This window comes from Bacillus sp. PSXD-155, from assembly GCF_049310765.1.
In the GTDB taxonomy this organism is placed as follows: domain Bacteria; phylum Bacillota; class Bacilli; order Bacillales; family Bacillaceae_G; genus Bacillus_A; species Bacillus_A cereus.
This window is the reverse complement of the sequence record NZ_JBMOWC010000003.1, coordinates 212,773-235,941: the sequence shown is the minus strand read 5'-3', so window position 1 is coordinate 235,941 and position 23,169 is coordinate 212,773. Positions and strand designations below refer to the sequence as shown.

The following is a 23,169-nucleotide window of genomic DNA, read 5'->3' as shown; positions in this document are numbered from 1 at the left end:
TTATGGCACTTTTCACAAGCGCCATCAATCCATTGCACAAAAAAACTCTCCTCGATCGAGGAGAGTTTTTTATAAATTAGTTTGTTTTTAATTTAGCAAGTTCCTGTAGAAACTTGTCGTTTAGCACTTTAATGTATGTTCCTTTCATACCTAAAGAGCGAGACTCAATTACACCAGCACTTTCTAATTTACGTAGTGCATTTACGATTACAGAACGAGTAATTCCTACACGATCAGCAATTTTACTTGCAACAAGTAAACCTTCTGTTCCATTTAATTCTTCGAAGATATGCTCAATTGCTTCTAACTCACTGTAAGATAATGAGCTGATCGCCATTTGAACAACAGCTTTACTACGTGCTTCCTCTTCGATTTCTTCTGCTTTTTCACGTAAGATTTCCATGCCTACAACAGTTGAGCTGTACTCAGCAAGGATTAAATCGTCATCTAAGAACTCTTGACCAAGACGAGCTAATACTAAAGTACCTAGACGCTCACCACCACCAACGATTGGTACGATTGTAGTTAAACCTTGACCAAATAATTCTCTGTTTTCTACCGGGAATGCTGTGTAAGCACTGTTCACATCTAAGTTTGAAGATGTTTCTGTAATGTTGAATAAGCTTTGTGTATATTCTTCTGGGAATTGACGTTCTGCAAGCATTTGCTTCATGCGTTCGTTTTCGATTTGTTGGTGAATTGCATAACCTAGTAATTTACCACGACGACTAACTACGAATACGTTTGCTTCGATTACTTCACACATTGTGTCAGACATTTCTCTAAAGTTTACAGGCTTCCCTGCTGCGCTCTGTAATAACGCATTTAATTTTCTTGTTTTTGCTAATAATTCCATTTCAAAAGTTCCTCCTACATGTTACTCACATATTTTTTCATCACTTGGAAACTAGGGCGAGTCACCTGATGACACTATTACAAAATAAACTGGCTCACATCTTTATTTTTAGCAATTGTTGCTAATTTCTCCTCAACGTATTGAGGGGTTATCGTTATTTTCTCTAACGTAATTTCAGATGCTTCAAACGATAAATCTTCAAGGAGCTTCTCCATAATCGTATGAAGTCTTCTTGCTCCAATATTATCTGTATCCTGATTAACTTGATAAGCAATCTCAGCAATCTTACGAATAGCTTCGTCTGAAAATTCAATTTCTATACCTTCGGTCGCTAATAATGCCATATATTGTTTAATTAACGCATTGTCAGGCTCGATTAATATTTTAACAAAATCGTCTGTCGATAATTTTGTTAATTCTACTCGAATCGGAAATCTCCCTTGCAATTCCGGAATTAAATCCGACGGTTTAGACATATGGAACGCTCCAGCTGCAACGAATAAAATATAATCCGTTTTTACTGATCCGTATTTTGTCGCAACATTCGACCCTTCTACAATTGGCAAAATGTCACGTTGCACACCTTCACGTGATACATCTACGCTATTCGACTGCTTACCAGCAATTTTGTCAATTTCATCAATAAAAATAATCCCGAGCTGTTCAGCACGATAAACAGCCTCTTGTGTAACTTCATCCATATCAATTAAGCGCTGTGCCTCTTCATTTGTCAAGAGTTTTCTTGCTTCTTTTACAGAAAGTTTACGTTTTTTTGTTTTTTTCGGCATAAAACTCCCTAACGCATCTTGGAAATTCATTCCCATTTGCTCCATGCCAGTTCCTTGTAACATATCAAACATTGACGACTGTTGCTCAGTCACTTCAATCGATACAATCTCTTCTTCGAGAAGCCCTGCAGCAAGCTTTCTCTCCACATCTTGACGTTTCTTTTCGATTTCACCATCTTCTTGTGTATCAGACGTTTGACTCGAATTTTGAGCGCCCCCAAAAAGCATCTCTAATGGATTTTTAAATCCAGATTGCTTCTCCGGACTCGGTACTAAAATTTCAACAAGACGTTGATTCGCTTGCTCTTCTGCTTTATCTTGAACTTTCACTACCATTTCTTCTTTTACGATACGAACCGATGTTTCCACAAGGTCACGTACCATCGACTCTACATCTCTACCCACATATCCAACTTCTGTGAATTTTGTAGCCTCAACCTTAATAAAAGGTGCTCCAACGAGTTTCGCCATTCGTCGTGCTACCTCTGTTTTCCCAACACCTGTCGGTCCAATCATCAAAATGTTTTTAGGTGCTATTTCATCACGTAAATTTTCAGCTAATTTACTGCGACGGTATCGATTTCTCAACGCTACAGCAACCGCTTTCTTTGCGTCTTTTTGACCGATGATATATTGATCTAATTTTTCCACAATTTGGCGCGGAGTAAAATGTAAATGCATATAAAATGCCTCCCTTACGATTCTACAATTCTTCAACAATTATGTTGTGATTCGTATAAACACAAATATCACCAGCAATCTCTAAACTCGCTTTCGCAATTTGTTTCGCTGTTAAGTGTTCACTTGCATATTGCTTTAAAGCACGACCTGCAGAAAGCGCATAATTTCCACCAGATCCAATTGCTAAAATACCATCATCCGGTTCAATCACTTCTCCTGTACCTGAAACAAGAAGCATAGTTGTTTTATCCATGACAATGAGCATCGCTTCTAGTTGACGTAACATTTTATCGCCACGCCATTGTTTTGCCATTTCAACAGCAGCACGCTGCAAGTTGCCATTATACTCTTCTAATTTTCCTTCAAACATTTCAAAAAGAGTAAATGCATCAGCAACTGAACCTGCAAAACCAGCTAAAACTTTACCTTGGAAAAGTCTGCGAACTTTACGAGCTGTATGTTTCATTACAACAGCATTTCCCATTGTCACCTGACCATCTCCAGCCATTGCACATTCTCCATTATGATGAACTGCAAATATCGTTGTAGCGTGGAAATTCCCCATAGAAAAAACTCCTTTATTTGTTTTTATAGCTTTTAAAGCAATTTATGCCCGCGGGTGATGCTTCATGTAAACAGAACGCAATCTTTCTTTAGAGACATGCGTATAAATTTGTGTAGTCGACAAATTCTCATGACCTAATAGCTCCTGTACAGTACGTAAATCCGCCCCTTCATCTAACATGTGTGTAGCAAATGTATGCCTTAACATATGGGGACTTATCCGCATTGTCAGTGACGCCTTTTTAATGAGTTCATTTAAAACATAACGTACTCCACGACTTGTTAGCGGTGTACCTTTCGCATTTAAAAATACCATACGAGAGTCTTCGTCAGTCTTATTAACTAACTGTTTTCTCCCATTCTCTATATAAGTAATTAAAGAATCTTGCGCATAGCTTCCGAACGGAATATACCTTTGTTTTTTTCCTTTTCCCATTACTAAAATTGTTCCCACCGCAAAGTCAATATCGGTAAGTTGTAAATTGACACATTCACTCACACGGATTCCAGTCGCATACATCAATTCTAATAAAGCTTGATTCCTTTGACCTAATGGTGTTCCCGTGTCAGAAACTTCAAATAATTCCTCTAACTCTTCAGCATATAAAAACTTTGGGATTGACAATTCTTTTTTGGGGAGTGACGCAAGTGCAAACGGATTATCTTTTCGATAACCTTCACGCATCAAAAAACGATATAAACTTCGTAAGCTTGATACTTTTCTTGCGACAGATTTACGGGCTAACTTTTCATCGTGCAACGTCGTTAAGTACAAACGAACATCCGCGTATGTAACGTCTAAAAAAGAGGATATGCCTTCTCGCTCCATAAATTGCACAAAATGTTCTAAATCATTTTGATAACTTGCAATTGTATATTTTGAATAATTTCTTTCAATTTGTAAATATCCAACGAATAATTGTAACAATTTCTTCACATTCACACAACTCACCTCAATAAAGGCTACTAAATCGTATCACAACTTAGTAGCCTTTGCAAGAAATTTAACTAAATATTTACAAAATTTTGAATTGTTTCTAAAGCGCGTGTTGCGTATGCTTCATTTCGTTCCGCTTTCTTTTTGATCTTTTTCTCTAACGGTGCAAATAGACCGAAGTTCGCATTCATCGGTTGGAAGTTTTTAGCATTCGTTGCCGTAATGTAATTTGCCATGCTACCCATTGCAGTTACTGACGGTAATACAACTGGCTCTTCACCTTGCACAAGACGTGCAGCATTAATTCCCGCTAATAATCCTGATGCTGCTGATTCAACATATCCCTCTACTCCAGTCATTTGACCAGCGAAGAATAAATCATCACGTTGTTTATATTGATATGTTGGACGAAGCAAATTAGGTGAATTAATAAACGTATTACGATGCATTACACCATAACGTACAATCTCTGCATTTTCCAGTCCCGGAATTAACTGTAGCACTTCTTTTTGTGGTCCCCATTTTAAATGCGTTTGGAAACCTACGATATTGTATAAAGTTCCCGCTGCATCATCTTGACGCAACTGAACAACAGCATATGGCGTTTTTCCTGTTTTTGGATCTTCCAATCCAACAGGTTTCATAGGTCCAAATACTAGCGTCTGTCTCCCTCTACTTGCCATAACTTCTACTGGCATACAACCTTCAAAGAAAATTTCTTTTTCAAACTCTTTTAAAGGCACTGTCTCAGCAGCAATTAAAGCCTCATAAAAACGGTCAAACTCTTCTTCTGTCATTGGGCAATTTAAATATGCAGCTTCACCTTTGTCATAACGCGATTTTAAATATACTTTACTCATGTCAATGCTGTCTTTTTCTACGATTGGTGCTGCCGCATCGTAGAAATAGAAATAATCTTCACCTGTTAGTTCTTTTAATTGTGCAGCAAGATCAGGAGATGTAAGTGGACCTGTTGCAATAATTGTTGGTCCTTCTGGAATTTCAGTAAGCTCTTCGTTCACTACAGTTACATTCGGATGGTTTTTTACGTATTCTGTTACTTTAGCTGCGAACTCATGACGGTCTACAGCTAAAGCACCTCCAGCTGGTACAGAGCACTCGTCTGCCGCACGAATAATTACAGAATCCATTAAACGCATTTCCTCTTTAATAACTCCAACTGCATTTGTTAAAGTGTTTGCACGAAGTGAGTTACTACATACTAATTCAGCAAATTTATCTGTGTGATGAGCTGGTGTTTGCCTTACCGGCCTCATTTCATATAATCTAACTTGGACACCACGTTTTGCAATTTGGTAAGCTGCTTCACTTCCTGCAAGACCTGCGCCAATGACGTTTACTACTTGTGTTGTCATTTATATCACCTTTCCTTTTCTTCCCGAAAAAAATGTGAGCAGTTACGCTCACATTTGTTGTTCTTCTTCATAATCGCACGAAATACATTGTACTTGCACGCCTTTTTTTAACTTTTTCTCTACAAGCATGCCTTCACACTTCGGACATTTACGACCAATTGGCTTATCCCAAGATACAAAGTCACACTCTGGATACGTACCGCATCCATAGAAAAGACGTTTCTTTTTGTTACTGCGACGCTCAATAATTTGTCCTTCTTCACATTTCGGACAAGTTACACCGATTTCTTTCACAATCGCTTTTGTATTACGACAATCAGGGAAATTCGAACAAGCCATAAACTTCCCGTATTTACCCATTTTAAAGACCATTGGATGTCCGCATAATTCACAGTCTTCCCCAGCTGGCTCATCTTTAATTTCCACTTCACGCATTTCTTTTTCCGCTTTTTCTAAGCGCGGTTCAAATCCTACGTAGAAATCATCAACAATTTTCACCCAATTGGCATTTCCTTCTTCTACTTCATCAAGGCTTTGCTCCATATTGGCAGTAAATTCAATGTTAATAATTTCTGGGAAAAACTCTAAAATAAGTTCAATTACTATTTCACCAAGTTCAGTCGGAACGAAGCGTTTATTATCCAAACCTACATATCCACGTTTTTGAATCGTTTCAAGTGTAGGTACATAAGTCGACGGTCTTCCAATTCCAAGTTCTTCAAGTGTTCTTACTAGACGGGCCTCTGTATAGCGCGGAGGAGGTTGTGTAAAATGTTGCTTCGGTTCTAAATCCTTTGAAAATACAGTTTCCCCTACTTCTAAAGGCGGCAACATCTTATCCTTTTCTTCCGCACCATCATCTTTCGACTCTACATACACTTTCATAAATCCTGGGAACTTTACAACCGATCCACTTGCACGGAACTGAACATTGTTATTAATGAGTCTCGCTGTCACAGTATCCATTATAGCAGACGCCATTTGACTTGCAACAAATCGCTCCCAAATCAATTTATATAATCGAAGTTGATCACGACTTAAGAAACTTTTCAGTTCCTCTGGCTTTCTCATTACCGAAGTAGGACGAATTGCCTCATGTGCATCTTGTGCATTTGACTTTTTCGATTCTTTCTTCTTTTCTGTTCCTATGTATTCCGTACCATACGCTTCAGTGATGTAAGTACGTGCCTCTGTTTGAGCTGTTTCTGAGATACGTGTTGAATCAGTTCTCATATACGTAATAAGACCTACAGTTCCTTGTTTTCCAAGATCTATCCCTTCATACAATTGCTGTGCAAGCATCATCGTTTTCTTTGCTCGCATATTTAACTTACGTGCTGCTTCTTGTTGCAAGGAAGATGTTGTAAACGGTAATGCAGGATTACGTTTTCGCTCTTTGCGCGTTACATTTTCAACTGAAAACGCATTGTCTTTCATCTGTTCAATTATTTCATTCACTTGCGTTTCATTCGTTAATTGAACTTTTTCACCATCTACACCGTAAAAACTTGCTTCAAATGTGTCTTTTCCTTTTACAAATTCTGTTTTAATTGTCCAGAATTCTTCAGGTTCAAAGCTTTGAATTTCCTTTTCACGTTCGATGATTAAACGAACTGCTACAGATTGTACACGCCCTGCACTTAATCCTTTTTTTACTTTCTTCCATAATAAAGGACTAATATTGTAACCAACAAGACGATCAAGTATGCGTCTTGCTTGTTGTGCATCTACTAAATCCATATTAATTGCGCGAGGATGTTTAAATGATTCTTTGATTGCATCTTTCGTAATCTCATTAAACACAACCCGACAATCTGATTCAACGTCCACATTTAACGTATTCGCTAAATGCCAAGCAATCGCTTCCCCTTCGCGGTCTGGATCGGCCGCGAGATAAACTTTCTTTGCTTTTTTCGCCGCTGATTTTAAATCCTTTAAGACGGGACCTTTACCACGAATGGTAATATACTTCGGGGTGAAGTTGTTCTTTACTTCTATCCCCATTTGACTTTTTGGCAAATCGCGAACATGTCCCATAGACGCGACAACTTTGTATTTTTTCCCTAAATATTTCTCAATGGTCTTCGCCTTAGAAGGCGACTCCACGATTACGAGGTAATCTGACATGCTAGTGCCTCCTTAAGAGGTGGATTCAAGTCTTCATTAATCTTATTGATTTCTCTTGTTTTTGTCAATCAAGAATGAATATACCATACAGTGCCAATCTACCATTTGTCAATAATTGTTTAATAAAAATTTAAAAATATAAGGTTAATTTAAAATCTCCTCCAAGATATCTTCTGCATTTCTTACTAATTTTGCTCCTTGTTGAATAAGATGATTCGTTCCCGATGCCCCCTCTATAAATATAGGTCCAGGAAGCGCAAACACCTCTCTATTTTGCTCTAACGCAAGGTCTGCAGTAATAAGTGTTCCACTTCTCGATTTGGCTTCTACAACTAAAACACCTTTACTTATACCACTAACAATCCGGTTCCTTTTTGGAAAATACCATTTTTTCGGTGCATAGTGCGGAGGATACTCTGTCAATAACAATATATATTCCTTCCACATTTCATATAAATGTCTATTTTCTTTCGGATACATAAACGACAATCCGTGCCCTAATATCGCAATAGTCGGGCAATGATGCCTTACTGTAATCTCATGAGACATTGTATCTATCCCTTTTGCAAACCCACTGACAATAAGCCACTCTCTTTCTAATAAAGGGTGTAAAATAAACTTCAAACTCTCATGACCATATAATGATGGTTCTCTCGTTCCAACAACTGCTAATTTATTTACTTTATTGAGAAAATCTTTCTCTCCTTTTCCATATAAAACGAAGGGAGGATCTTGTATTTCACGTAATAATTGCGGATAATTTTCATCCCATATCGTTATATAAAAAATACGATTTTTCTCTAAATAAGATATATATTGCGGAAGATTTGAACTTTGAAGAAATTTCACTAGTTCTGAAGATTTTTTCGAGGATATTCCAGTGTAGTATTCCATTTGTTTTTCGTTAAAAGTATATATGTTCTTTAATTCTGGATCGACATATAGTAGCCTCTCCATCGCTTTCCAATAATCTGCTAGCAAGTAATGAAGATGTAATAATCGCTCTCTTTTCATCTCAATTCTCCTTACCCATAATTTTTATTATGTAAACAGAAAAAGTGTAAAAAGACACCCTCAAGTAAGAGGGTGTCTTTCAACAGATTAATAGTTTTTGCAAGTCTCAAATAAACCTTTTTCTTTTAAAACAGAGATTAGCGTTTCTCCCATAACTGCTGGAGTTTCAGCTACTTTAATGCCACAAGCTTCCATTGTTTTAATCTTTTCAGCAGCAGTTCCTTTACCGCCAGAAATGATTGCACCAGCATGGCCCATACGTTTGCCAGCAGGCGCTGTTTGACCACCAATGAAGCCTACAACAGGTTTTGTCATATTAGCTTTTACCCATTCAGCTGCCTCTTCTTCTGCTGTACCGCCGATTTCACCAATCATAATTACAGCATGTGTTTCTTCATCTTCATTAAATGCTTTTAACGCATCAATAAAGTCTGTACCGTTAACAGGGTCCCCGCCGATACCTACAGCAGTAGATTGTCCAATACCCTCTTGTGTTAACTGGTGTACAGCTTCATACGTTAAAGTACCAGAGCGCGATACGATACCTACATGACCTTTTTTATGAATGTATCCTGGCATAATACCGATTTTACATTCATCAGGCGTGATAACACCTGGGCAGTTTGGTCCAAGTAAACGTGTATGTTTACCAGCCATATATCTCTTTACGTTTACCATATCTAATACAGGAATTCCTTCAGTAATACATACTACTAAATCAATTTCTGCATCAACTGCTTCCATAATTGCATCAGCCGCAAAAGCGGGTGGAACGTATACAACTGAAGCGTTTGCACCTGTTGCTTTCACTGCATCTTCTACAGTATCAAATACTGGTACACCTTCAATATCAGTGCCACCTTTACCTGGCGTTACACCACCGACAATTTTCGTACCGTATTCAATCATTTGTTTTGTATGGAATAAACCTTGAGAACCTGTAATACCTTGAACAATAACTTTTGTATCTTTATTAACTAATACGCTCATTTTTCTCCCCCGCTTTCTATTAGCCCACTAGTGAAACAATTTTTTGTGCACCGTCTGCCATAGATTCTGCTGCAACAATATTTAAGCCAGACTCATTTAAAATTTTCTTACCTAGTTCTACGTTTGTACCTTCAAGACGTACAACTAAAGGTAACTCAAGACCTACCTGTTTCGTTGCTTCAATAACACCTTCTGCAATAACATCACACTTCATAATGCCACCAAAAATGTTAACGAAGATACCTTTTACATTTTTGTCAGAAAGGATAATTTTGAATGCTTCTGTAACTTTTTCAGCAGTTGCACCGCCACCAACATCTAAGAAGTTAGCTGGGTCACCGTGGTAATGTTTAATGATATCCATTGTAGCCATCGCTAAACCTGCACCATTAACCATACAACCGATATTTCCATCTAAAGGAATGTAGTTTAAGTCGTATTTTGAAGCTTCAATTTCTTTTGCATCTTCTTCGTCAAGATCACGAAGCTCTAAAATGTCTTTATGGCGATATAACGCATTAGAATCAAAGTTTAATTTTGCATCTAGTGCCATAACTTTACCTTCACCTGTTGTAACAAGTGGGTTAATCTCAGCGATAGAGCAATCTTTTTCAATAAACGCACGGTATAAGCCCATCATAAACTTCACAGCTTGTCCTACAAGCTCTTTTGGAATATTGATGTTAAATGCAATTCGGCGCGCTTGGAAACCTTGTAAGCCTACTGCTGGATCAATATATTCTTTAAAGATTTTTTCAGGTGTTTTTTCTGCTACTTCTTCAATTTCTGTTCCGCCTTCTTCAGAAGCCATTAAAACAACTTGAGAAGTTGCACGATCTAAAACTAGACCTACATAATATTCTTTTTTAATATCGCAACCTTCTTCGATAAGTAAGCGTTTTACTTCCTTACCTTCAGGACCTGTTTGATGTGTCACAAGTGTAGTTCCTAAAATGCTTTCTGCATATGTACGAACTTCATCTAAATTTTTTGCAACTTTTACTCCGCCAGCTTTGCCGCGTCCACCAGCGTGAATTTGTGCTTTCACTACACATACATCTGTTCCTAATTCTTTCGCTGCTTCTACAGCTTCTTCTACTGTAAATGCAACCTTCCCGTTCGGAACGCTAACCCCATAGCTTCTAAGGACTGCCTTACCTTGGTACTCATGGATATTCATGGTCCCATCCTCCCCTGTTTTCCTGTTTTACTCGAAAAGTTTTTTAATGTTTAAAAAACATTACATTGCCATTGTATAAGATGATTGGCACGCTGTCTACAATAAAGTGTCAGAAAACTGAAATCGCTTTATTCTTTTTCGGAAATAGTAATGTTTATATGCCAAAATAAAAAATAAGCTGTATATTTACAGCTTATTTTTGAATCATATCTTTAATTGGCGCGAATGACTTTCGGTGTTCCTCTAATACTCCATGCACTTCAATTGCCTCTAAATGTTGCTTTGTGCCATATCCCATATGTTGCTCAAATCCGTATTCAGGATACTTCTCTCCCAGTTCTTTCATCATACGATCTCTCGTTACTTTTGCGATAATGGATGCAGCTGAAATCGAAACACTTTTCGCATCACCTTTAATAATTGAAGTTTGCGGAATTGGTGTGGGAAGCTTCATCGCATCAATTAATAAATGTTGGGGTGTATAAGATAAATTTGCAACAGCATCTAACATCGCTTGTTTCGTTGCTTGGTAAATATTAATTTCATCAATAACTTGCGGTGATACAATTCCAACTCCAATTGCAATCGCTTGTACTTTTATTTCATTATAAAAACGCTCACGTTTCGCTTCACTCAGCTTTTTTGAGTCATTTAACCCTGGAATATAAAAATCCTCAGGAAGAACGACAGCTGCCGTCACAACAGGCCCAGCCAATGGCCCGCGCCCTACTTCATCAATACCTGCGATATATGTGACCCCTTTTTCACGCAAAGCATTTTCATACTTGGACATTTCAAAAAACTTCTCTTTTTCTTTCTGTTCTAACTCTTTTTGTTTATACCACTTCAAAACGAGCTTTTGAACGCCTTTTCGCTCATCTTTCATTAACAGTTGAAAGCGATCATCTTCTTCATTCATAATTTCTTTCAATACATTTTCCGCTTCTTTTATCGTCATTGTTTGCATTTATACAAGCTCCTTTTTAAACGTATCCAAAAAGAAAAGACGCACAAACGCACGTCTTATACTTCTTCTATTTTTTCCACATCTTCTACTTGCTCTGCAAACTCTTCCGGTGTCTCAAACGTCATTTTTCCAAGTTTGCCACCACGAAGCTCACGAAGTACAAGCTCAGATGTCTTATCATAATCAATCATTCCGCCGCCCATTAAGCAGCCTCTATTTTTTCCAATTGCATCGAATAATTCCACAATATCTTCTGGAATCTCATTTAAATTGTAGCGTTCTTTCAAGCGTTCTGGATAATGTTTCTCCATAAAACGTAATGCGTAAACAGCTACATCTTGTAAATTTAAAATTGAATCTTTAATTGCACCCGTCGTCGCTAAGCGAAGACCCACTAATTGATCTTCAAATTTAGGCCACAGAATACCTGGCGTATCTAACAATTCCATTTCCTTCCCAACTTTAATCCATTGTTGAGCTGTTGTCACACCTGGACGATCTCCTGTTTTAGCAATATTTTTCTTTGCCAATTTATTAATTAATGTAGATTTACCAACATTTGGTATACCTACAATTAATGCGCGAATCGCTCTCGGTCTAATACCTTTTGCAACCATTTTATCAAATTTTTCTTTAACAAGCACTTTACAAGCTGCTGCAATTTCTTTCATACCTTGTCCAGCTTGCGCATTAATCGAAATTGCCATATGGCCTTTTTCTTTAAAATATGCGATCCATTGTTTTGTTAAACGATCATCTGCCATATCCGCTTTATTTAAAACAACAAGCCTCGGCTTATGTGTAATGATTTCATCAATCATTGGGTTTCGAGATGATAATGGTAATCGAGCATCTACAAGCTCAATTACAACATCAATTAATTTTAATTTCTCCGTTACTTGGCGTCTAGCCTTCGCCATATGCCCTGGAAACCATTGAATTACCATGTTGCCACCTTCTTTTTCATTTATTTCACAATACGTGCGTCTTCTAACGGCCAATATAACATATTGGCTTTACCAATTACTTGATCCTTTGAAATCGTACCGATTGAACGGCTATCTTTACTAAAACGACGATTATCACCTAAAACAAATAATTGATCTTTTGGAACAGTTTTCTTGCCTGTCATTTCTTCAAGATTAAAATCATATGTAAGCGGTCCGTCAGCAATTTGCTTTTTCTGCTTGTCTAAATACGGCTCCTCATAAGCCTTTCCGTTAACATACAGTTTATCATTACGATACTCTATTTCATCGCCTGGCAGGCCTATAATGCGCTTAATGTAATCTTTATCTTCTGTTGCTCGAAATACGATAATATCAAAGCGTTTTGGATCTCCAATGTGATAACCAATTTTATTCACAATCATTCGATCACGATCATGTAAAGTAGGTGCCATCGATACCCCGTCTACGAGAATTGGAGCAAAGAAAAACTGTCTAATAACACCAGCTAATACAACAGCAATCAAAATTGCTTTAATCCATTCCCAAAGTGAACTCTTCTCTTTTTTCATGCATTTCCCCTCCACGGTTATGTAAGCTGTTCGTATTATACCAAAATTTCATATAGATTGGAAAAAGGGAGCTTGTGCATTTACAAGCTCCCATACATGTCTTATCGAATTTCTTTAATACGTGCTTTTTTACCGCGAAGGTTACGTAAGTAGTATAACTTAGCACGACGTACTTTACCACGGCGAAGTACTTCGATTTTCGCGATTCTTGGCGTGTGAACTGGGAATGTACGCTCAACACCTACACCGTAAGAAATCTTACGAACTGTGAATGTTTCACTAATTCCGCCACCACGACGTTTAATTACAACACCTTCGAAAAGCTGAATTCTTTCACGAGTTCCCTCAACAACTTTTACGTGTACACGTAAAGTGTCACCAGGACGGAATGAAGGAAGGTCAGTTTTTAATTGGCCTTTTGTAATTTCTGCGATTAATTGTTGCATATTAAATTCTCTCCTTTAAACAGATGCTCTTATAAAGTCTTAATAAATTACAGCGGAACATCGTTAATACGGCTACTGATTTCAGTAGCACAAATGTTATAATAGCATATTACTAGGCCTGTTGCAATAGCAAATATATGAAGTTATTACTGCTCTCGCTTTATTTCCTCAAGCCATTTTTTCTCTTGTTTAGATAGATCTCTATCATCTAACAAATCAGGTCTACGCGTATACGTACGGCGCAAAGATTCCTTATGTCGCCATTCGTCAATATTTTTATGATTCCCTGACATTAATACATCCGGTACCTTCATACCACGAAAATCAGCCGGACGTGTATAATGAGGATGCTCTAATAAACCTGTACTAAACGAATCCTCCACTTGTGAAGCATGATTTCCTAGCACGCCTGGCAAGAGACGTACAACACTATCAGTAATAACCATAGAAGCTAATTCTCCGCCCGTTAATACATAGTCACCAATAGAAATCTCATCCGTTACGAGATGCTCACGAATTCGTTCGTCATACCCTTCATAATGCCCACATACAAAGATCAAATGTTCTTCCTCTGCAAGCTCTTCCGCTTTCTTCTGCGTAAATCTTTCGCCCTGCGGACACATTAAGACAACTCTCGGCTTACGCTCTGTCTCTTTCGTCAAATCTTCTACAGCATCAAAAATAGGCTGAGGAGTAAGCACCATACCAGCTCCTCCGCCGTAAGGATAATCGTCTACGCTATTATGCTTACTTGTTGTATAATCACGAAAGTTAACAACACGAAGGTTTACCGCTTCTTTTTCTTGCGCCTTCTTTAATATAGAAGATCCAAATACACCGGTAAACATGTCTGGGAACAACGTTAAAATATCAATTTTCATTATAGCAACCCTTCCATTACATGAATGGTTACTAATTTATTTTCAATATTAACTTGAAGTACAACGTCATCAATATAAGGAATTAAAAGATCTTGACCCTTCGGACGTTTAATCACCCAAACATCATTTGCACCAGGAGAGAGAATTTCTTTGATTGTCCCTAGCGCTTCTCCTTCTTCCGTTACAACGCTGCAACCAATAATTTCGTGATAGTAGTATTCACCTTCAGCAAGTTCGCCTAACTGCTCTTCTGGTACTTTTATTAAAGAACCTTTAAACTTCTCTACTTCATCTACATTGTTATATCCTTCAAATGTTAATAAATCGAATGTCTTATGTTGGCGATGAGAAGTTACCTTCACCGGAAGGTAGTCTGTGTCTTTCTCATTCGATATGTATAGTGTGTTTCCTACTTTATATCGCTCTTCTGGAAAATCAGTACGAGAAATAACACGGATTTCTCCTCTTACGCCATGAGTATTTACAATTTTCCCTACGTTAAACCATTTTGTCATAAATAGTATGTCACCCCTGGTTTCTATATAAATTAAGCATCTCCATTTCATAGATGGAACATGCAATCTCTATTTAAATGTTAAAAAAGGGAGAGGAATAACTCCTCGCCCTTTTTACGTTTATTGAATTTCCAGTGTTACTTTTTCATCATTATGATGTCCCACTGAATACAAGAGCATTCGAATCGCTTTCGCAACTCTCCCTTGCTTTCCAATGACTTTTCCAACATCCTCAGGATGTACAGTTAATCGATACTTTATCTCTCCGTTGTAAAGTTCCTGTGTAACTTTTACATCTTCAGGATGATCGACAAGAGGCTTGACAATCGTCTCGACTAACTTCTTCATAGTCATTGCCTCAATTACTTACCTTGTTTAGATAAGTGGAATTTCTCCATGATACCTTGGTTAGAGAATAAGTTACGAACTGTATCAGATGGTTTAGCACCATTTCCTAACCATTTTAATGCTGCTTCTTCGTTGATCTTAACTTCAGCTGGTTGAGCAACTGGATTGTAAGTTCCGATTTCCTCAATGAAACGTCCGTCACGAGGAGAACGAGAATCTGCAACAACTACACGATAGAAAGGAGTTTTTTTAGCTCCCATACGTTTTAAACGAATTTTAACTGCCATTTATAAAGCACCTCCGAATTTATTTCACACAGATAATTATATTAGCAAAAAGACTATTGCTTTGTAAAGTATTTTTTCTTAACAGAGCCATCTTTTTTTCCTTACATGAATGGAAACTTCAATCCACCTAGTCCTTTTTTCTTGCCTTTTTGCATTCCAGTCATCGTCTTCATCATTTTTTTCATGTCATCGAATTGTTTGATTAGACGATTGATTTCTTGTACAGTTGTACCGCTACCTTTGGCAATGCGCTTTTTGCGACTAGCATTGATTATTTCCGGTTGTTCTCGTTCTAATTTAGTCATAGAACGAATAATTGCCTCAATATGCCCAATTTGTTTTTCATCAACTTGCGCATTTTTCAGCCCTTTAATTTTATTTGCACCAGGAAGCATTCCTAACAATTCATCAAGCGGCCCAAGTTGACGCACTTGTCCAAGTTGTTCTAGGAAATCGTCAAGCGTAAACGAAAGCGTACGCATTTTTTGCTCAAGTTCTTTTGCTTTCTCTTCATCAACTGTAGCTTGCGCTTTTTCAATCAATGTTAAGACATCGCCCATCCCTAAAATACGGGATGCCATACGCTCTGGATGGAACGCTTCAATTGCATCTAGTTTTTCACCCATACCAGCAAATTTAATCGGTGTGTTTGTTACAGCTTTAATAGATAATGCAGCACCACCGCGCGTATCACCATCTAATTTCGTTAATACAACACCTGTTAAACCTAACTGTTCATGGAAACTTTGTGCAACATTTACCGCGTCTTGTCCCGTCATCGCATCGACAACAAGGAAAATTTCATCCGGTTTCGCAACTTCTTTAACTTTCGCTAATTCATCCATTAGTTCTTCATCAATATGCAGGCGACCCGCTGTATCGATTAAAACATAATCATGATGATCTTCTTTTGCTTTTGCAATCGCTTGTTTCGCAATTTCAACAGGACTTACTTGATCTCCTAAAGAAAATACAGGCATGTCCAATTGCTTCCCTAATGTTTCAAGCTGTTTAATTGCTGCTGGACGGTAAATATCAGCTGCAACAAGCATCGGTTTACGATTATGCTTTTTACGAAGCAAATTCGCAAGCTTACCTGTCGTCGTTGTTTTACCCGCACCTTGCAGACCAACCATCATAATAACAGTCGGTGGCTTATTAGCAACAGCAATTTTGCTTTGCTCTCCGCCCATAAGTTCTGTAAGTTCTTCCTGTACAACTTTAATTACTTGTTGTCCAGGTGTCAAACTTTTCATTACATCTTGTCCGACAGCACGTTCAGACACACGCTTCACAAAATCTTTTACTACTTTAAAGTTAACATCTGCTTCTAAAAGAGCTAGACGAACTTCTCTCATCATTTCTTTCACATCGGCTTCAGAAACTTTTCCTTTGCCGCGGATTTTTTGCATTGTCTGTTGAAGTCGGTCGGCTAATCCTTCAAATGCCATATTGCCGCCCTCCTAATCTAATTTTTCGATAGCTTCAACAACTTGTTTCATTTCTTCATTCACATGCTCTTCTTCGCTGATTAGCTGTTTTAGCTTTGCAACAAGTCGCTGTCGCTCTTGAAACTTTTGAAGTAATACTAATTTTTCTTCATATTCTTCAAGCATCGCTTCAGTCCGTTTAATGTTATCATACACGGCTTGGCGACTTACATCAAATTCTTCCGCAATTTCACCAAGAGATAAATCATCTAGATAATAAAGCGACATATAACTTCTTTGTTTTTGCGTTAACAACGATTGATAAAAATCAAATAAATAGTTCATTCTCGTTGTTTTTTCGAGCATGTTGGATCATCCTTTGTTAAGTGATTTCCCTTTACATGAATTAGTTTACATGGAGTCCAAAAGAGTGTCAAGTTTTTTTCTTAACATCATATATTTTTATAGAAAAAGAAGCGGAAATACCGCTTCTTTCGCTTATACTTCTTCTGTTTCTACTAAGTTCGCAAATAAACCATACACATATTGTTCTGGATCAAACTGCTGCAAATCATCCATTTGCTCTCCTAATCCAACAAACTTCACCGGTACATCCATTTCGTTACGAATCGCTAATACAATACCACCTTTAGCAGTTCCATCTAACTTCGTTAAAACAATACCAGTTACATTCGTTGCCTCCCGGAATGTTTTCGCTTGGCTTAAACCGTTTTGTCCTGTTGTTGCATCAATAACAAGCAATACTTCATGAGGAGCACCTGGTACTTCACGCTCAATTACACGCTTCACCTTCTCTAACTCTTTCATTAAGTTTACTTTATTTTGCAAGCGTCCTGCTGTGTCACATAGTAATACATCTACCTTACGTGCTTTCGCAGCTTGTACAGCGTCATACATAACCGCCGCTGGATCAGATCCAGATCCTTGTTTAATCACTTCTACACCAACACGATCGCCCCATACTTCTAATTGTTCAATCGCCCCAGCACGGAATGTGTCTCCTGCTGCCAATAGGACTGACTTACCTTCTGATTTAAACTTATGCGCCAGTTTACCAATTGTTGTCGTTTTTCCTACACCGTTAACACCAACAAATAAAACAACCGTTAATTGGTCCTCTTGCATATTAATTTCGTTACTAAAATCGCTGTCACCTTTGTAAATTCCCACTAGTTTTTCTGAAATAACAGCTTGTACTTCTTTTGGATCTTGAATGTTACGACGTTGTACTTCTTCTTTCAATTGATCAATTAATTCCATTACCGTCGCAACGCCAACGTCTGCACCAATTAAGATTTCTTCTAACTCTTCGAAGAAATCTTCGTCCACTTTACGGTAACGATACACTAAATCATTCACTTTATCCGCAAATGAATTTCTAGTTTTTTCTAATCCGTGTTTAAATTTCTCTGTAACTGTATCCGTTTGTTTTGAAATTTTTTCTTTTAGTTTTTTAAAAAAACTCATACTTTCCCATCCTTCCTATTCACTTGCAATAAGTTCTTCTCCAGCATCTAAACGAACCGAAACAAGTTTAGATACCCCTGATTCTTGCATTGTTACACCGTACAACACATCAGACTCTTCCATTGTACCTTTTCTATGTGTAATTACAATAAACTGCGTCTCATCACTAAATTTCTTTAAATACTGTGCAAAACGAGCTACATTCGCTTCATCAAGGGCGGCCTCTACCTCATCTAGTACACAGAACGGTACTGGGCGCACTTTTAAAATACCAAATAAAAGCGCAATTGCCGTTAAAGCACGCTCTCCACCTGAAAGTAAACCTAAGTTCTGCAATTTCTTCCCTGGCGGTTGTGCTACAATATCAATACCCGTATTTAGTAAATCCTCTGGATTAGTCATTACTAAATCCGCTCTACCGCCTCCAAATAATTCAGAGAATACCGATTGAAATTCCATTCTAATGCCTTCAAACGTAGTAGAAAAGCGTTTTTTCATTTCTTCATCCATTTCGGTAATAAGCTGGTGCAATGTCGTTTTCGCTTCTTCTAGATCGTCTCTCTGCTCTAGTAAGAATGTATGACGCTCCGCTACACGTTCATATTCATCAATTGCCCCTAGGTTCACTGTACCTAACTCTTCTATGGATAATTTGATTAATTTTACTTTCTTACGCGCATCTTCTGCAGGCATTGTCATTGTATATTTTAGTTTCGCCGCTTCAAATGAAATCGTATATGTTTCACGTAAATGTTGTAATCTATTTTCCAACTCTACATCAAGTCGGTTTATTCTCACTTCTTGATCTTTCAACATTTCAAGAATATATTTATGTTTACCTGTCGTTTCTTTCAAATTGCGTTCTAAATGTTCTACTCTCTCTTGCAACGATACACGTTGTTCACGACGAGAGCGAATTAATTCTGAAGTTTGATTACGATCATACGCTTTCTTCTCAATCATATTCGTAATTTGCTCTTCACCACTTGAATTAGATGTCATTTCTTGTTTTAAGAATGCTAAATCCTCTTTCGTTTTTACAAGTGTCGCATCCGTTTCTTCTTTTTCCTTCGTCAATCGTTCAATTTTTTCTTTTTGATTAGATAAGCGTTGTTGCTTTTCAGCTGCCAGCACTTTTAATTCAGTCATTTCTTTTTGAACTTTTTCTTTCGAAGAATGTTGCTCACTTTTTTGTTTTGTTAAAGCTACAATTTTACTATCTAACTCAGTGATATCAGCTTGAAGATTCGCTAAAATCCCTTCTAACTCCTCTTTACGCCCTTGCATTTTTACTCGATCTTGTAAAAACCCTTCAATCTCTAAATCATAAATAGACAAGCGGTCATTAATACGATGTTCTTCTAATTCTAAACGATTAATCTCTTCTCTTAATTTCTGCTCTTCTACACGATCCACTTCTACAGTTTGCCTTAGTTCGCGTATTTTCACTTCTTTTTCTTGAATCTCTTGTTTTACTGCTTTAACAAAGTTTTCTAACTTCGTTGTTTTTTCTTCCATATCGGTTAACTTACGAGTCCACTCTTCCAGTTCACGTTGGCGTCCTAATAAAGAAGATTTCGCTTGTTTTACCGCCCCACCAGTCATAGAACCGCCAGGATTCACTACGTCACCTTCGATTGTTACAATGCGATAACGGTATTGCAGTTGTTTCGCCAACTCATTTGCTCCGCGTAAATCTTTCGCAACAATAACAGTACCTAATAAATTTGAAACTACATTTTCATATTTATTGTTGTACTGCACAAGTTCTGCCGCCACACCTACAAACGATGGGTGTTGATTTGCAATGCGTAATTGCTCAAATGATAACGATCTGCTTTTAATAACAGCTTGCGGTAAAAACGTTGCACGTCCATGTTTATTTTGCTTTAAAAATGCAATCGCATTACGAGCATGCTCCTCTGTTTGTACAACAATATGCTGCATCGCTGCACCTAGAGCGATTTCCATTGCAACTTCGTATTCTTTCGGAACCGTTAACAGTTCGGCAACAGCACCCTCGATACCTTGCAACCTATTTTCTCTAGCTTTCAATACTTCACGTACACCTTGATAGAAGCCAGAATAATCTTCTTGCATCTCTTCAAGCATTTCTTTTCGAGAACGTGCCTGTTGCACAAATTGGTATGCTTGGTATAGTTTTGTTTCATTTTCACTATACTGCGTCTTACATTTCCCAAGTGCCGCCTCTGTCTTCTGTATGTTTGAGAGAATGCCAGCTACTTTTTCTTTCGCTTGTTCGTAACTTTCTACAAGTTTCGTCTTTTTCGCTGTAATTTCCATACGCATTTCTACATATTTCGCATTCTCTTCATCTAGACGCTCGTTTTTAGACGTTTGCTGTTTAGATTGTTCTTCAATCATAGATAATTCATTGCGATGACTAGCTTGTTGATTTAAAAGTTCAATATAGTCACCTTTTAAATTCTCAATCTGTTCCTCTAAATTGTCAGCAAAAGTAGCAAGCAATTGCTCATTATCATGCAATTTTTGCTCCAACTCTTTTACTTCATTCACAAATTGCATTAAAGCTTCTGTACTTGACTCAATCTCACCATCGTAAATTTTAGCTTTCTCTGTTAATTCAACAATTAACTGCTCAAGTTGCGCACAATGCGTCGTAGCATTTTGCTTTCTCTCTTTTAACAACTCGCGCTGCCCTTCTAGTTTTTCTAGCTCTTTACTAGAAAGAAGAAGTACCTCTTGCAACGAGTCTACAGACTCATCTACCGCTTGTAATTGTCCACGTAATTCCTCAAGTTCTTCTTCACTTTTTTGTAAATTCGTTGACATTTTAGCTTCTTCGTTTTTATTATGCCCAAACTGATTTCGAAGTGCTTCCCATTTCTCATGCAATTCTTCAATTTCATGGACAATAAGCGCAGCTTCTACTTTCTCTAATTCTTCTTTATTCTCAAGATAATCTTTCGCAATAGAAGCTTGTCTTTCTAAAGGTTCTACTTGACTACTTAATTCATGAATTATATCTTGTACACGATTTAAGTTTTCTTGTGTTTCTTCTAATTTTCCTTCAGCTTTCTTTTTGCGAAGTTTGTATTTTAGTACGCCTGCCGCTTCTTCAAACACACCTCGACGCTCTTCTGACTTACTACTTAAAATCTCTTCCACTTTCCCCTGGCTAATAATTGAAAAAGCTTCTCTTCCCATACCAGAGTCCATAAATAAATCAATAATATCTTTCAATCTACATGATTGTTTATTAATATAAAAATCACTTTCACCTGAACGAGATACACGACGTGTTACACACACCTCATTGTATTCAATTGGTAAACGTTGATCTTCATTATTTAAAGTTATTGTTACTTCAGCAACATTAACCGCTCTCCTTGTATCACTGCCTGCAAAAATAATATCCTCCATCTTTGCACCACGTAATGATTTTGCAGATTGTTCACCAAGTACCCAGCGAATTGCATCAGTAATATTACTTTTCCCGCTTCCATTAGGTCCTACTACAGAAGTTACACCCGGGACAAAATCAACAGATACACGCTCAGCAAAAGACTTAAACCCTGCTATTTCTAATCTTTTTAAAAACACGAAAGGCCTTCCTCCTATTCTCCGTCGTTACAAATGTTTTCTATACAAAAACAAGCTATTATACGGATTTACCTTCTTTTTATTTACAAACAAAAAGAAAGTTTCATTCTATGCACAAGGAATCCCCCTCATTCAAAGGGGGATTCCTTATAGTTGTTCTTTTAATTTTTTCAATGCTTCTGCAGCAGCTTGTTGCTCTGCTTCTTTTTTCGACTTACCACTACCAAGACCTAAAGCTACGTTATTTAACGTAACACGTGACACAAATTCTCGATTGTGAGCTGGTCCTTTTTCTTGCAAAATTTGATACTCAACATTGCCACTACCATCACGCTGAATCAATTCTTGTAACTGACTCTTATAATCCATCACATGAGAAAAAGCACCCTCATTAATTTTCGGATATACAATTTCTTTTAAGAATTCCCAAACTGTTTCTAACCCTTGATCAAGATAAAGGGCACCAATAAACGCTTCAAAGACATCCGCTAATAAAGCTGGTCGTTCACGTCCACCTGTCATTTCTTCACCTTTTCCTAATAAAACAAGGCTACCAAATGACAATTCGTTCGCAAAACGAACAAGAGATGGCTCACATACAATAGCTGCACGTAGTTTTGTTAACTCTCCTTCGCTCATTGTCGGATATTTTTGAAACAGATACTGCGATACAGTAAGTTCCAATACTGCATCTCCAAGAAATTCAAGACGCTCATTATCTTCATGCGGTTTTTTTCGATGCTCATTCACATACGATGAATGCGTAAATGCTTGAATCAATAATTTTTCATCTGTAAACGTAATACCTATCTTTTCTTGAAACACTTTAAATGCTTCACGATATTTTGTTTCGTATTTTTTTTCTCTATATTTTCGGTACGGCATAGGTCCCTCCAGATATAAGCCAGAAAGCCCCGCTAAAAAACGGGACTTCACTTAAGCATTATAGATGACTCTCTATGTAAGTCACAGCATCGCCAACAGTAGCAATCTTTTCAGCATCTTCATCAGAAATTTCCATTTCGAATTCATCTTCTAATTGCATTACAAGTTCTACTACATCTAGGGAGTCTGCTCCTAAATCTTCCTTGAAGCTTGCAGCTGGTACTACCTCAGTCTCTTCTACTCCTAAACGATCAACGATGATTTTTGTTACGCGCTCTAAAACATCTGCCATTCCATTCACCTCC

General features: G+C 37.6%; 23 protein-coding genes. All 23 read right to left on the bottom strand.

Going from position 1 to position 23,169, the window contains the following annotated elements; genetic code table 11:
• Positions 1 to 76: 76 nt before the first annotated feature.
• On the bottom strand, positions 77 to 856 hold the full coding sequence (gene codY, locus ACO6VI_RS04045; protein WP_000421290.1) for a GTP-sensing pleiotropic transcriptional regulator CodY: 780 nt from the start codon (positions 854 to 856) through the stop codon (positions 77 to 79).
• 77 nt (positions 857 to 933) lie between these two features.
• On the bottom strand, positions 934 to 2,325 hold the full coding sequence (hslU, locus tag ACO6VI_RS04040) for an ATP-dependent protease ATPase subunit HslU (RefSeq protein WP_000550085.1): 1,392 nt from the start codon (positions 2,323 to 2,325) through the stop codon (positions 934 to 936).
• Between the two features lie 22 nt (positions 2,326 to 2,347).
• Positions 2,348 to 2,890 carry an ATP-dependent protease proteolytic subunit HslV gene (gene hslV / locus ACO6VI_RS04035; RefSeq protein WP_000526274.1) on the bottom strand — a complete coding sequence of 181 codons (543 nt, stop codon included), beginning with the start codon at positions 2,888 to 2,890 and terminating at the stop codon, positions 2,348 to 2,350.
• A gap of 42 nt (positions 2,891 to 2,932) precedes the next feature.
• Positions 2,933 to 3,832: a tyrosine recombinase XerC gene (xerC, locus tag ACO6VI_RS04030; protein WP_001101245.1), complete on the bottom strand. Its 900-nt coding sequence runs from the start codon at positions 3,830 to 3,832 to the stop codon at positions 2,933 to 2,935.
• Positions 3,833 to 3,897: 65 nt separating this feature from the next.
• Positions 3,898 to 5,202, bottom strand: coding sequence for an FADH(2)-oxidizing methylenetetrahydrofolate--tRNA-(uracil(54)-C(5))-methyltransferase TrmFO (gene trmFO, locus ACO6VI_RS04025; protein ID WP_422423000.1), 1,305 nt, complete (start codon positions 5,200 to 5,202; stop codon positions 3,898 to 3,900).
• A gap of 48 nt (positions 5,203 to 5,250) precedes the next feature.
• Positions 5,251 to 7,329, bottom strand: coding sequence for a type I DNA topoisomerase (topA, locus tag ACO6VI_RS04020; protein WP_001286955.1), 2,079 nt, complete (start codon positions 7,327 to 7,329; stop codon positions 5,251 to 5,253).
• 144 nt (positions 7,330 to 7,473) lie between these two features.
• Positions 7,474 to 8,343, bottom strand: coding sequence for a DNA-processing protein DprA (dprA, locus tag ACO6VI_RS04015; protein WP_000818046.1), 870 nt, complete (start codon positions 8,341 to 8,343; stop codon positions 7,474 to 7,476).
• Positions 8,344 to 8,430: 87 nt separating this feature from the next.
• Positions 8,431 to 9,333, bottom strand: a complete 903-nt coding sequence (gene sucD, locus ACO6VI_RS04010; RefSeq protein ID WP_000115178.1) for a succinate--CoA ligase subunit alpha — start codon at positions 9,331 to 9,333, stop codon at positions 8,431 to 8,433.
• A gap of 19 nt (positions 9,334 to 9,352) precedes the next feature.
• Positions 9,353 to 10,513, bottom strand: a complete 1,161-nt coding sequence (gene sucC / locus ACO6VI_RS04005; protein WP_001020790.1) for an ADP-forming succinate--CoA ligase subunit beta — start codon at positions 10,511 to 10,513, stop codon at positions 9,353 to 9,355.
• Between the two features lie 193 nt (positions 10,514 to 10,706).
• Positions 10,707 to 11,480 carry a ribonuclease HII gene (locus tag ACO6VI_RS04000; RefSeq protein ID WP_063548479.1) on the bottom strand — a complete coding sequence of 258 codons (774 nt, stop codon included), beginning with the start codon at positions 11,478 to 11,480 and terminating at the stop codon, positions 10,707 to 10,709.
• A gap of 56 nt (positions 11,481 to 11,536) precedes the next feature.
• Entirely contained in the window at positions 11,537 to 12,427 is an 891-nt protein-coding gene (gene ylqF / locus ACO6VI_RS03995; RefSeq protein ID WP_000236702.1) for a ribosome biogenesis GTPase YlqF, read from the bottom strand.
• 20 nt (positions 12,428 to 12,447) lie between these two features.
• The gene (gene lepB, locus ACO6VI_RS03990; protein WP_000711852.1) at positions 12,448 to 12,999 is read right to left on the bottom strand and encodes a signal peptidase I; all 552 of its coding nucleotides are present in this window, start codon (positions 12,997 to 12,999) and stop codon (positions 12,448 to 12,450) included.
• Between the two features lie 101 nt (positions 13,000 to 13,100).
• Complete coding sequence (rplS, locus tag ACO6VI_RS03985; protein ID WP_001186516.1) at positions 13,101 to 13,445, bottom strand: 50S ribosomal protein L19; 345 nt, start codon at positions 13,443 to 13,445, stop codon at positions 13,101 to 13,103.
• A 146-nt stretch (positions 13,446 to 13,591) separates the two neighbouring features.
• Positions 13,592 to 14,326: a tRNA (guanosine(37)-N1)-methyltransferase TrmD gene (gene trmD, locus ACO6VI_RS03980; RefSeq protein ID WP_000686899.1), complete on the bottom strand. Its 735-nt coding sequence runs from the start codon at positions 14,324 to 14,326 to the stop codon at positions 13,592 to 13,594.
• Complete coding sequence (gene rimM, locus ACO6VI_RS03975; protein ID WP_000170272.1) at positions 14,326 to 14,841, bottom strand: ribosome maturation factor RimM; 516 nt, start codon at positions 14,839 to 14,841, stop codon at positions 14,326 to 14,328. The genes trmD and rimM overlap by 1 nt, the downstream gene beginning before the upstream one ends.
• A gap of 120 nt (positions 14,842 to 14,961) precedes the next feature.
• Complete coding sequence (locus ACO6VI_RS03970) at positions 14,962 to 15,189, bottom strand: KH domain-containing protein (protein WP_000737399.1); 228 nt, start codon at positions 15,187 to 15,189, stop codon at positions 14,962 to 14,964.
• 14 nt (positions 15,190 to 15,203) lie between these two features.
• A complete protein-coding gene (rpsP, locus tag ACO6VI_RS03965) occupies positions 15,204 to 15,476 on the bottom strand; it encodes a 30S ribosomal protein S16 (protein ID WP_000268750.1) in 273 nt (90 codons plus the stop codon).
• Between the two features lie 101 nt (positions 15,477 to 15,577).
• Entirely contained in the window at positions 15,578 to 16,927 is a 1,350-nt protein-coding gene (gene ffh / locus ACO6VI_RS03960) for a signal recognition particle protein (protein WP_000863460.1), read from the bottom strand.
• Positions 16,928 to 16,939: 12 nt separating this feature from the next.
• The gene (locus ACO6VI_RS03955) at positions 16,940 to 17,272 is read right to left on the bottom strand and encodes a putative DNA-binding protein (RefSeq protein WP_000891062.1); all 333 of its coding nucleotides are present in this window, start codon (positions 17,270 to 17,272) and stop codon (positions 16,940 to 16,942) included.
• A gap of 132 nt (positions 17,273 to 17,404) precedes the next feature.
• Positions 17,405 to 18,394 carry a signal recognition particle-docking protein FtsY gene (gene ftsY / locus ACO6VI_RS03950; protein WP_000007642.1) on the bottom strand — a complete coding sequence of 330 codons (990 nt, stop codon included), beginning with the start codon at positions 18,392 to 18,394 and terminating at the stop codon, positions 17,405 to 17,407.
• A gap of 15 nt (positions 18,395 to 18,409) precedes the next feature.
• A complete protein-coding gene (gene smc / locus ACO6VI_RS03945) occupies positions 18,410 to 21,979 on the bottom strand; it encodes a chromosome segregation protein SMC (RefSeq protein WP_063548481.1) in 3,570 nt (1,189 codons plus the stop codon).
• A gap of 147 nt (positions 21,980 to 22,126) precedes the next feature.
• Positions 22,127 to 22,864: a ribonuclease III gene (gene rncS, locus ACO6VI_RS03940; protein WP_001146875.1), complete on the bottom strand. Its 738-nt coding sequence runs from the start codon at positions 22,862 to 22,864 to the stop codon at positions 22,127 to 22,129.
• 58 nt (positions 22,865 to 22,922) lie between these two features.
• Positions 22,923 to 23,156, bottom strand: coding sequence for an acyl carrier protein (gene acpP, locus ACO6VI_RS03935; RefSeq protein ID WP_000786062.1), 234 nt, complete (start codon positions 23,154 to 23,156; stop codon positions 22,923 to 22,925).
• Positions 23,157 to 23,169 lie beyond the last annotated feature (13 nt).

Bases quoted from the DNA above. Each gene is read 5' to 3' on its own strand.
- hslV (WP_000526274.1), bottom strand. From the start codon at position 2,890: ATGGGGAATTTCCACGCTACAACGATATTTGCAGTTCATCATAATGGA.
- ACO6VI_RS04000 (WP_063548479.1), bottom strand. From the start codon at position 11,480: ATGCAAACAATGACGATAAAAGAAGCGGAAAATGTATTGAAAGAAATT.
- rncS (WP_001146875.1), bottom strand. From the start codon at position 22,864: ATGCCGTACCGAAAATATAGAGAAAAAAAATACGAAACAAAATATCGT.
- acpP (WP_000786062.1), bottom strand. From the start codon at position 23,156: ATGGCAGATGTTTTAGAGCGCGTAACAAAAATCATCGTTGATCGTTTA.
- rpsP (WP_000268750.1), bottom strand. From the start codon at position 15,476: ATGGCAGTTAAAATTCGTTTAAAACGTATGGGAGCTAAAAAAACTCCT.
- rimM (WP_000170272.1), bottom strand. From the start codon at position 14,841: ATGACAAAATGGTTTAACGTAGGGAAAATTGTAAATACTCATGGCGTA.
- trmFO (WP_422423000.1), bottom strand. From the start codon at position 5,202: ATGACAACACAAGTAGTAAACGTCATTGGCGCAGGTCTTGCAGGAAGT.
- hslU (WP_000550085.1), bottom strand. From the start codon at position 2,325: ATGCATTTACATTTTACTCCGCGCCAAATTGTGGAAAAATTAGATCAA.
- ylqF (WP_000236702.1), bottom strand. From the start codon at position 12,427: ATGGTAATTCAATGGTTTCCAGGGCATATGGCGAAGGCTAGACGCCAA.
- ACO6VI_RS03955 (WP_000891062.1), bottom strand. From the start codon at position 17,272: ATGCTCGAAAAAACAACGAGAATGAACTATTTATTTGATTTTTATCAA.
- trmD (WP_000686899.1), bottom strand. From the start codon at position 14,326: ATGAAAATTGATATTTTAACGTTGTTCCCAGACATGTTTACCGGTGTA.
- ACO6VI_RS03970 (WP_000737399.1), bottom strand. From the start codon at position 15,189: ATGAAGAAGTTAGTCGAGACGATTGTCAAGCCTCTTGTCGATCATCCT.
- ftsY (WP_000007642.1), bottom strand. From the start codon at position 18,394: ATGAGTTTTTTTAAAAAACTAAAAGAAAAAATTTCAAAACAAACGGAT.
- sucC (WP_001020790.1), bottom strand. From the start codon at position 10,513: ATGAATATCCATGAGTACCAAGGTAAGGCAGTCCTTAGAAGCTATGGG.
- rplS (WP_001186516.1), bottom strand. From the start codon at position 13,445: ATGCAACAATTAATCGCAGAAATTACAAAAGGCCAATTAAAAACTGAC.
- sucD (WP_000115178.1), bottom strand. From the start codon at position 9,333: ATGAGCGTATTAGTTAATAAAGATACAAAAGTTATTGTTCAAGGTATT.
- topA (WP_001286955.1), bottom strand. From the start codon at position 7,329: ATGTCAGATTACCTCGTAATCGTGGAGTCGCCTTCTAAGGCGAAGACC.
- codY (WP_000421290.1), bottom strand. From the start codon at position 856: ATGGAATTATTAGCAAAAACAAGAAAATTAAATGCGTTATTACAGAGC.
- lepB (WP_000711852.1), bottom strand. From the start codon at position 12,999: ATGAAAAAAGAGAAGAGTTCACTTTGGGAATGGATTAAAGCAATTTTG.
- dprA (WP_000818046.1), bottom strand. From the start codon at position 8,343: ATGAAAAGAGAGCGATTATTACATCTTCATTACTTGCTAGCAGATTAT.
- ffh (WP_000863460.1), bottom strand. From the start codon at position 16,927: ATGGCATTTGAAGGATTAGCCGACCGACTTCAACAGACAATGCAAAAA.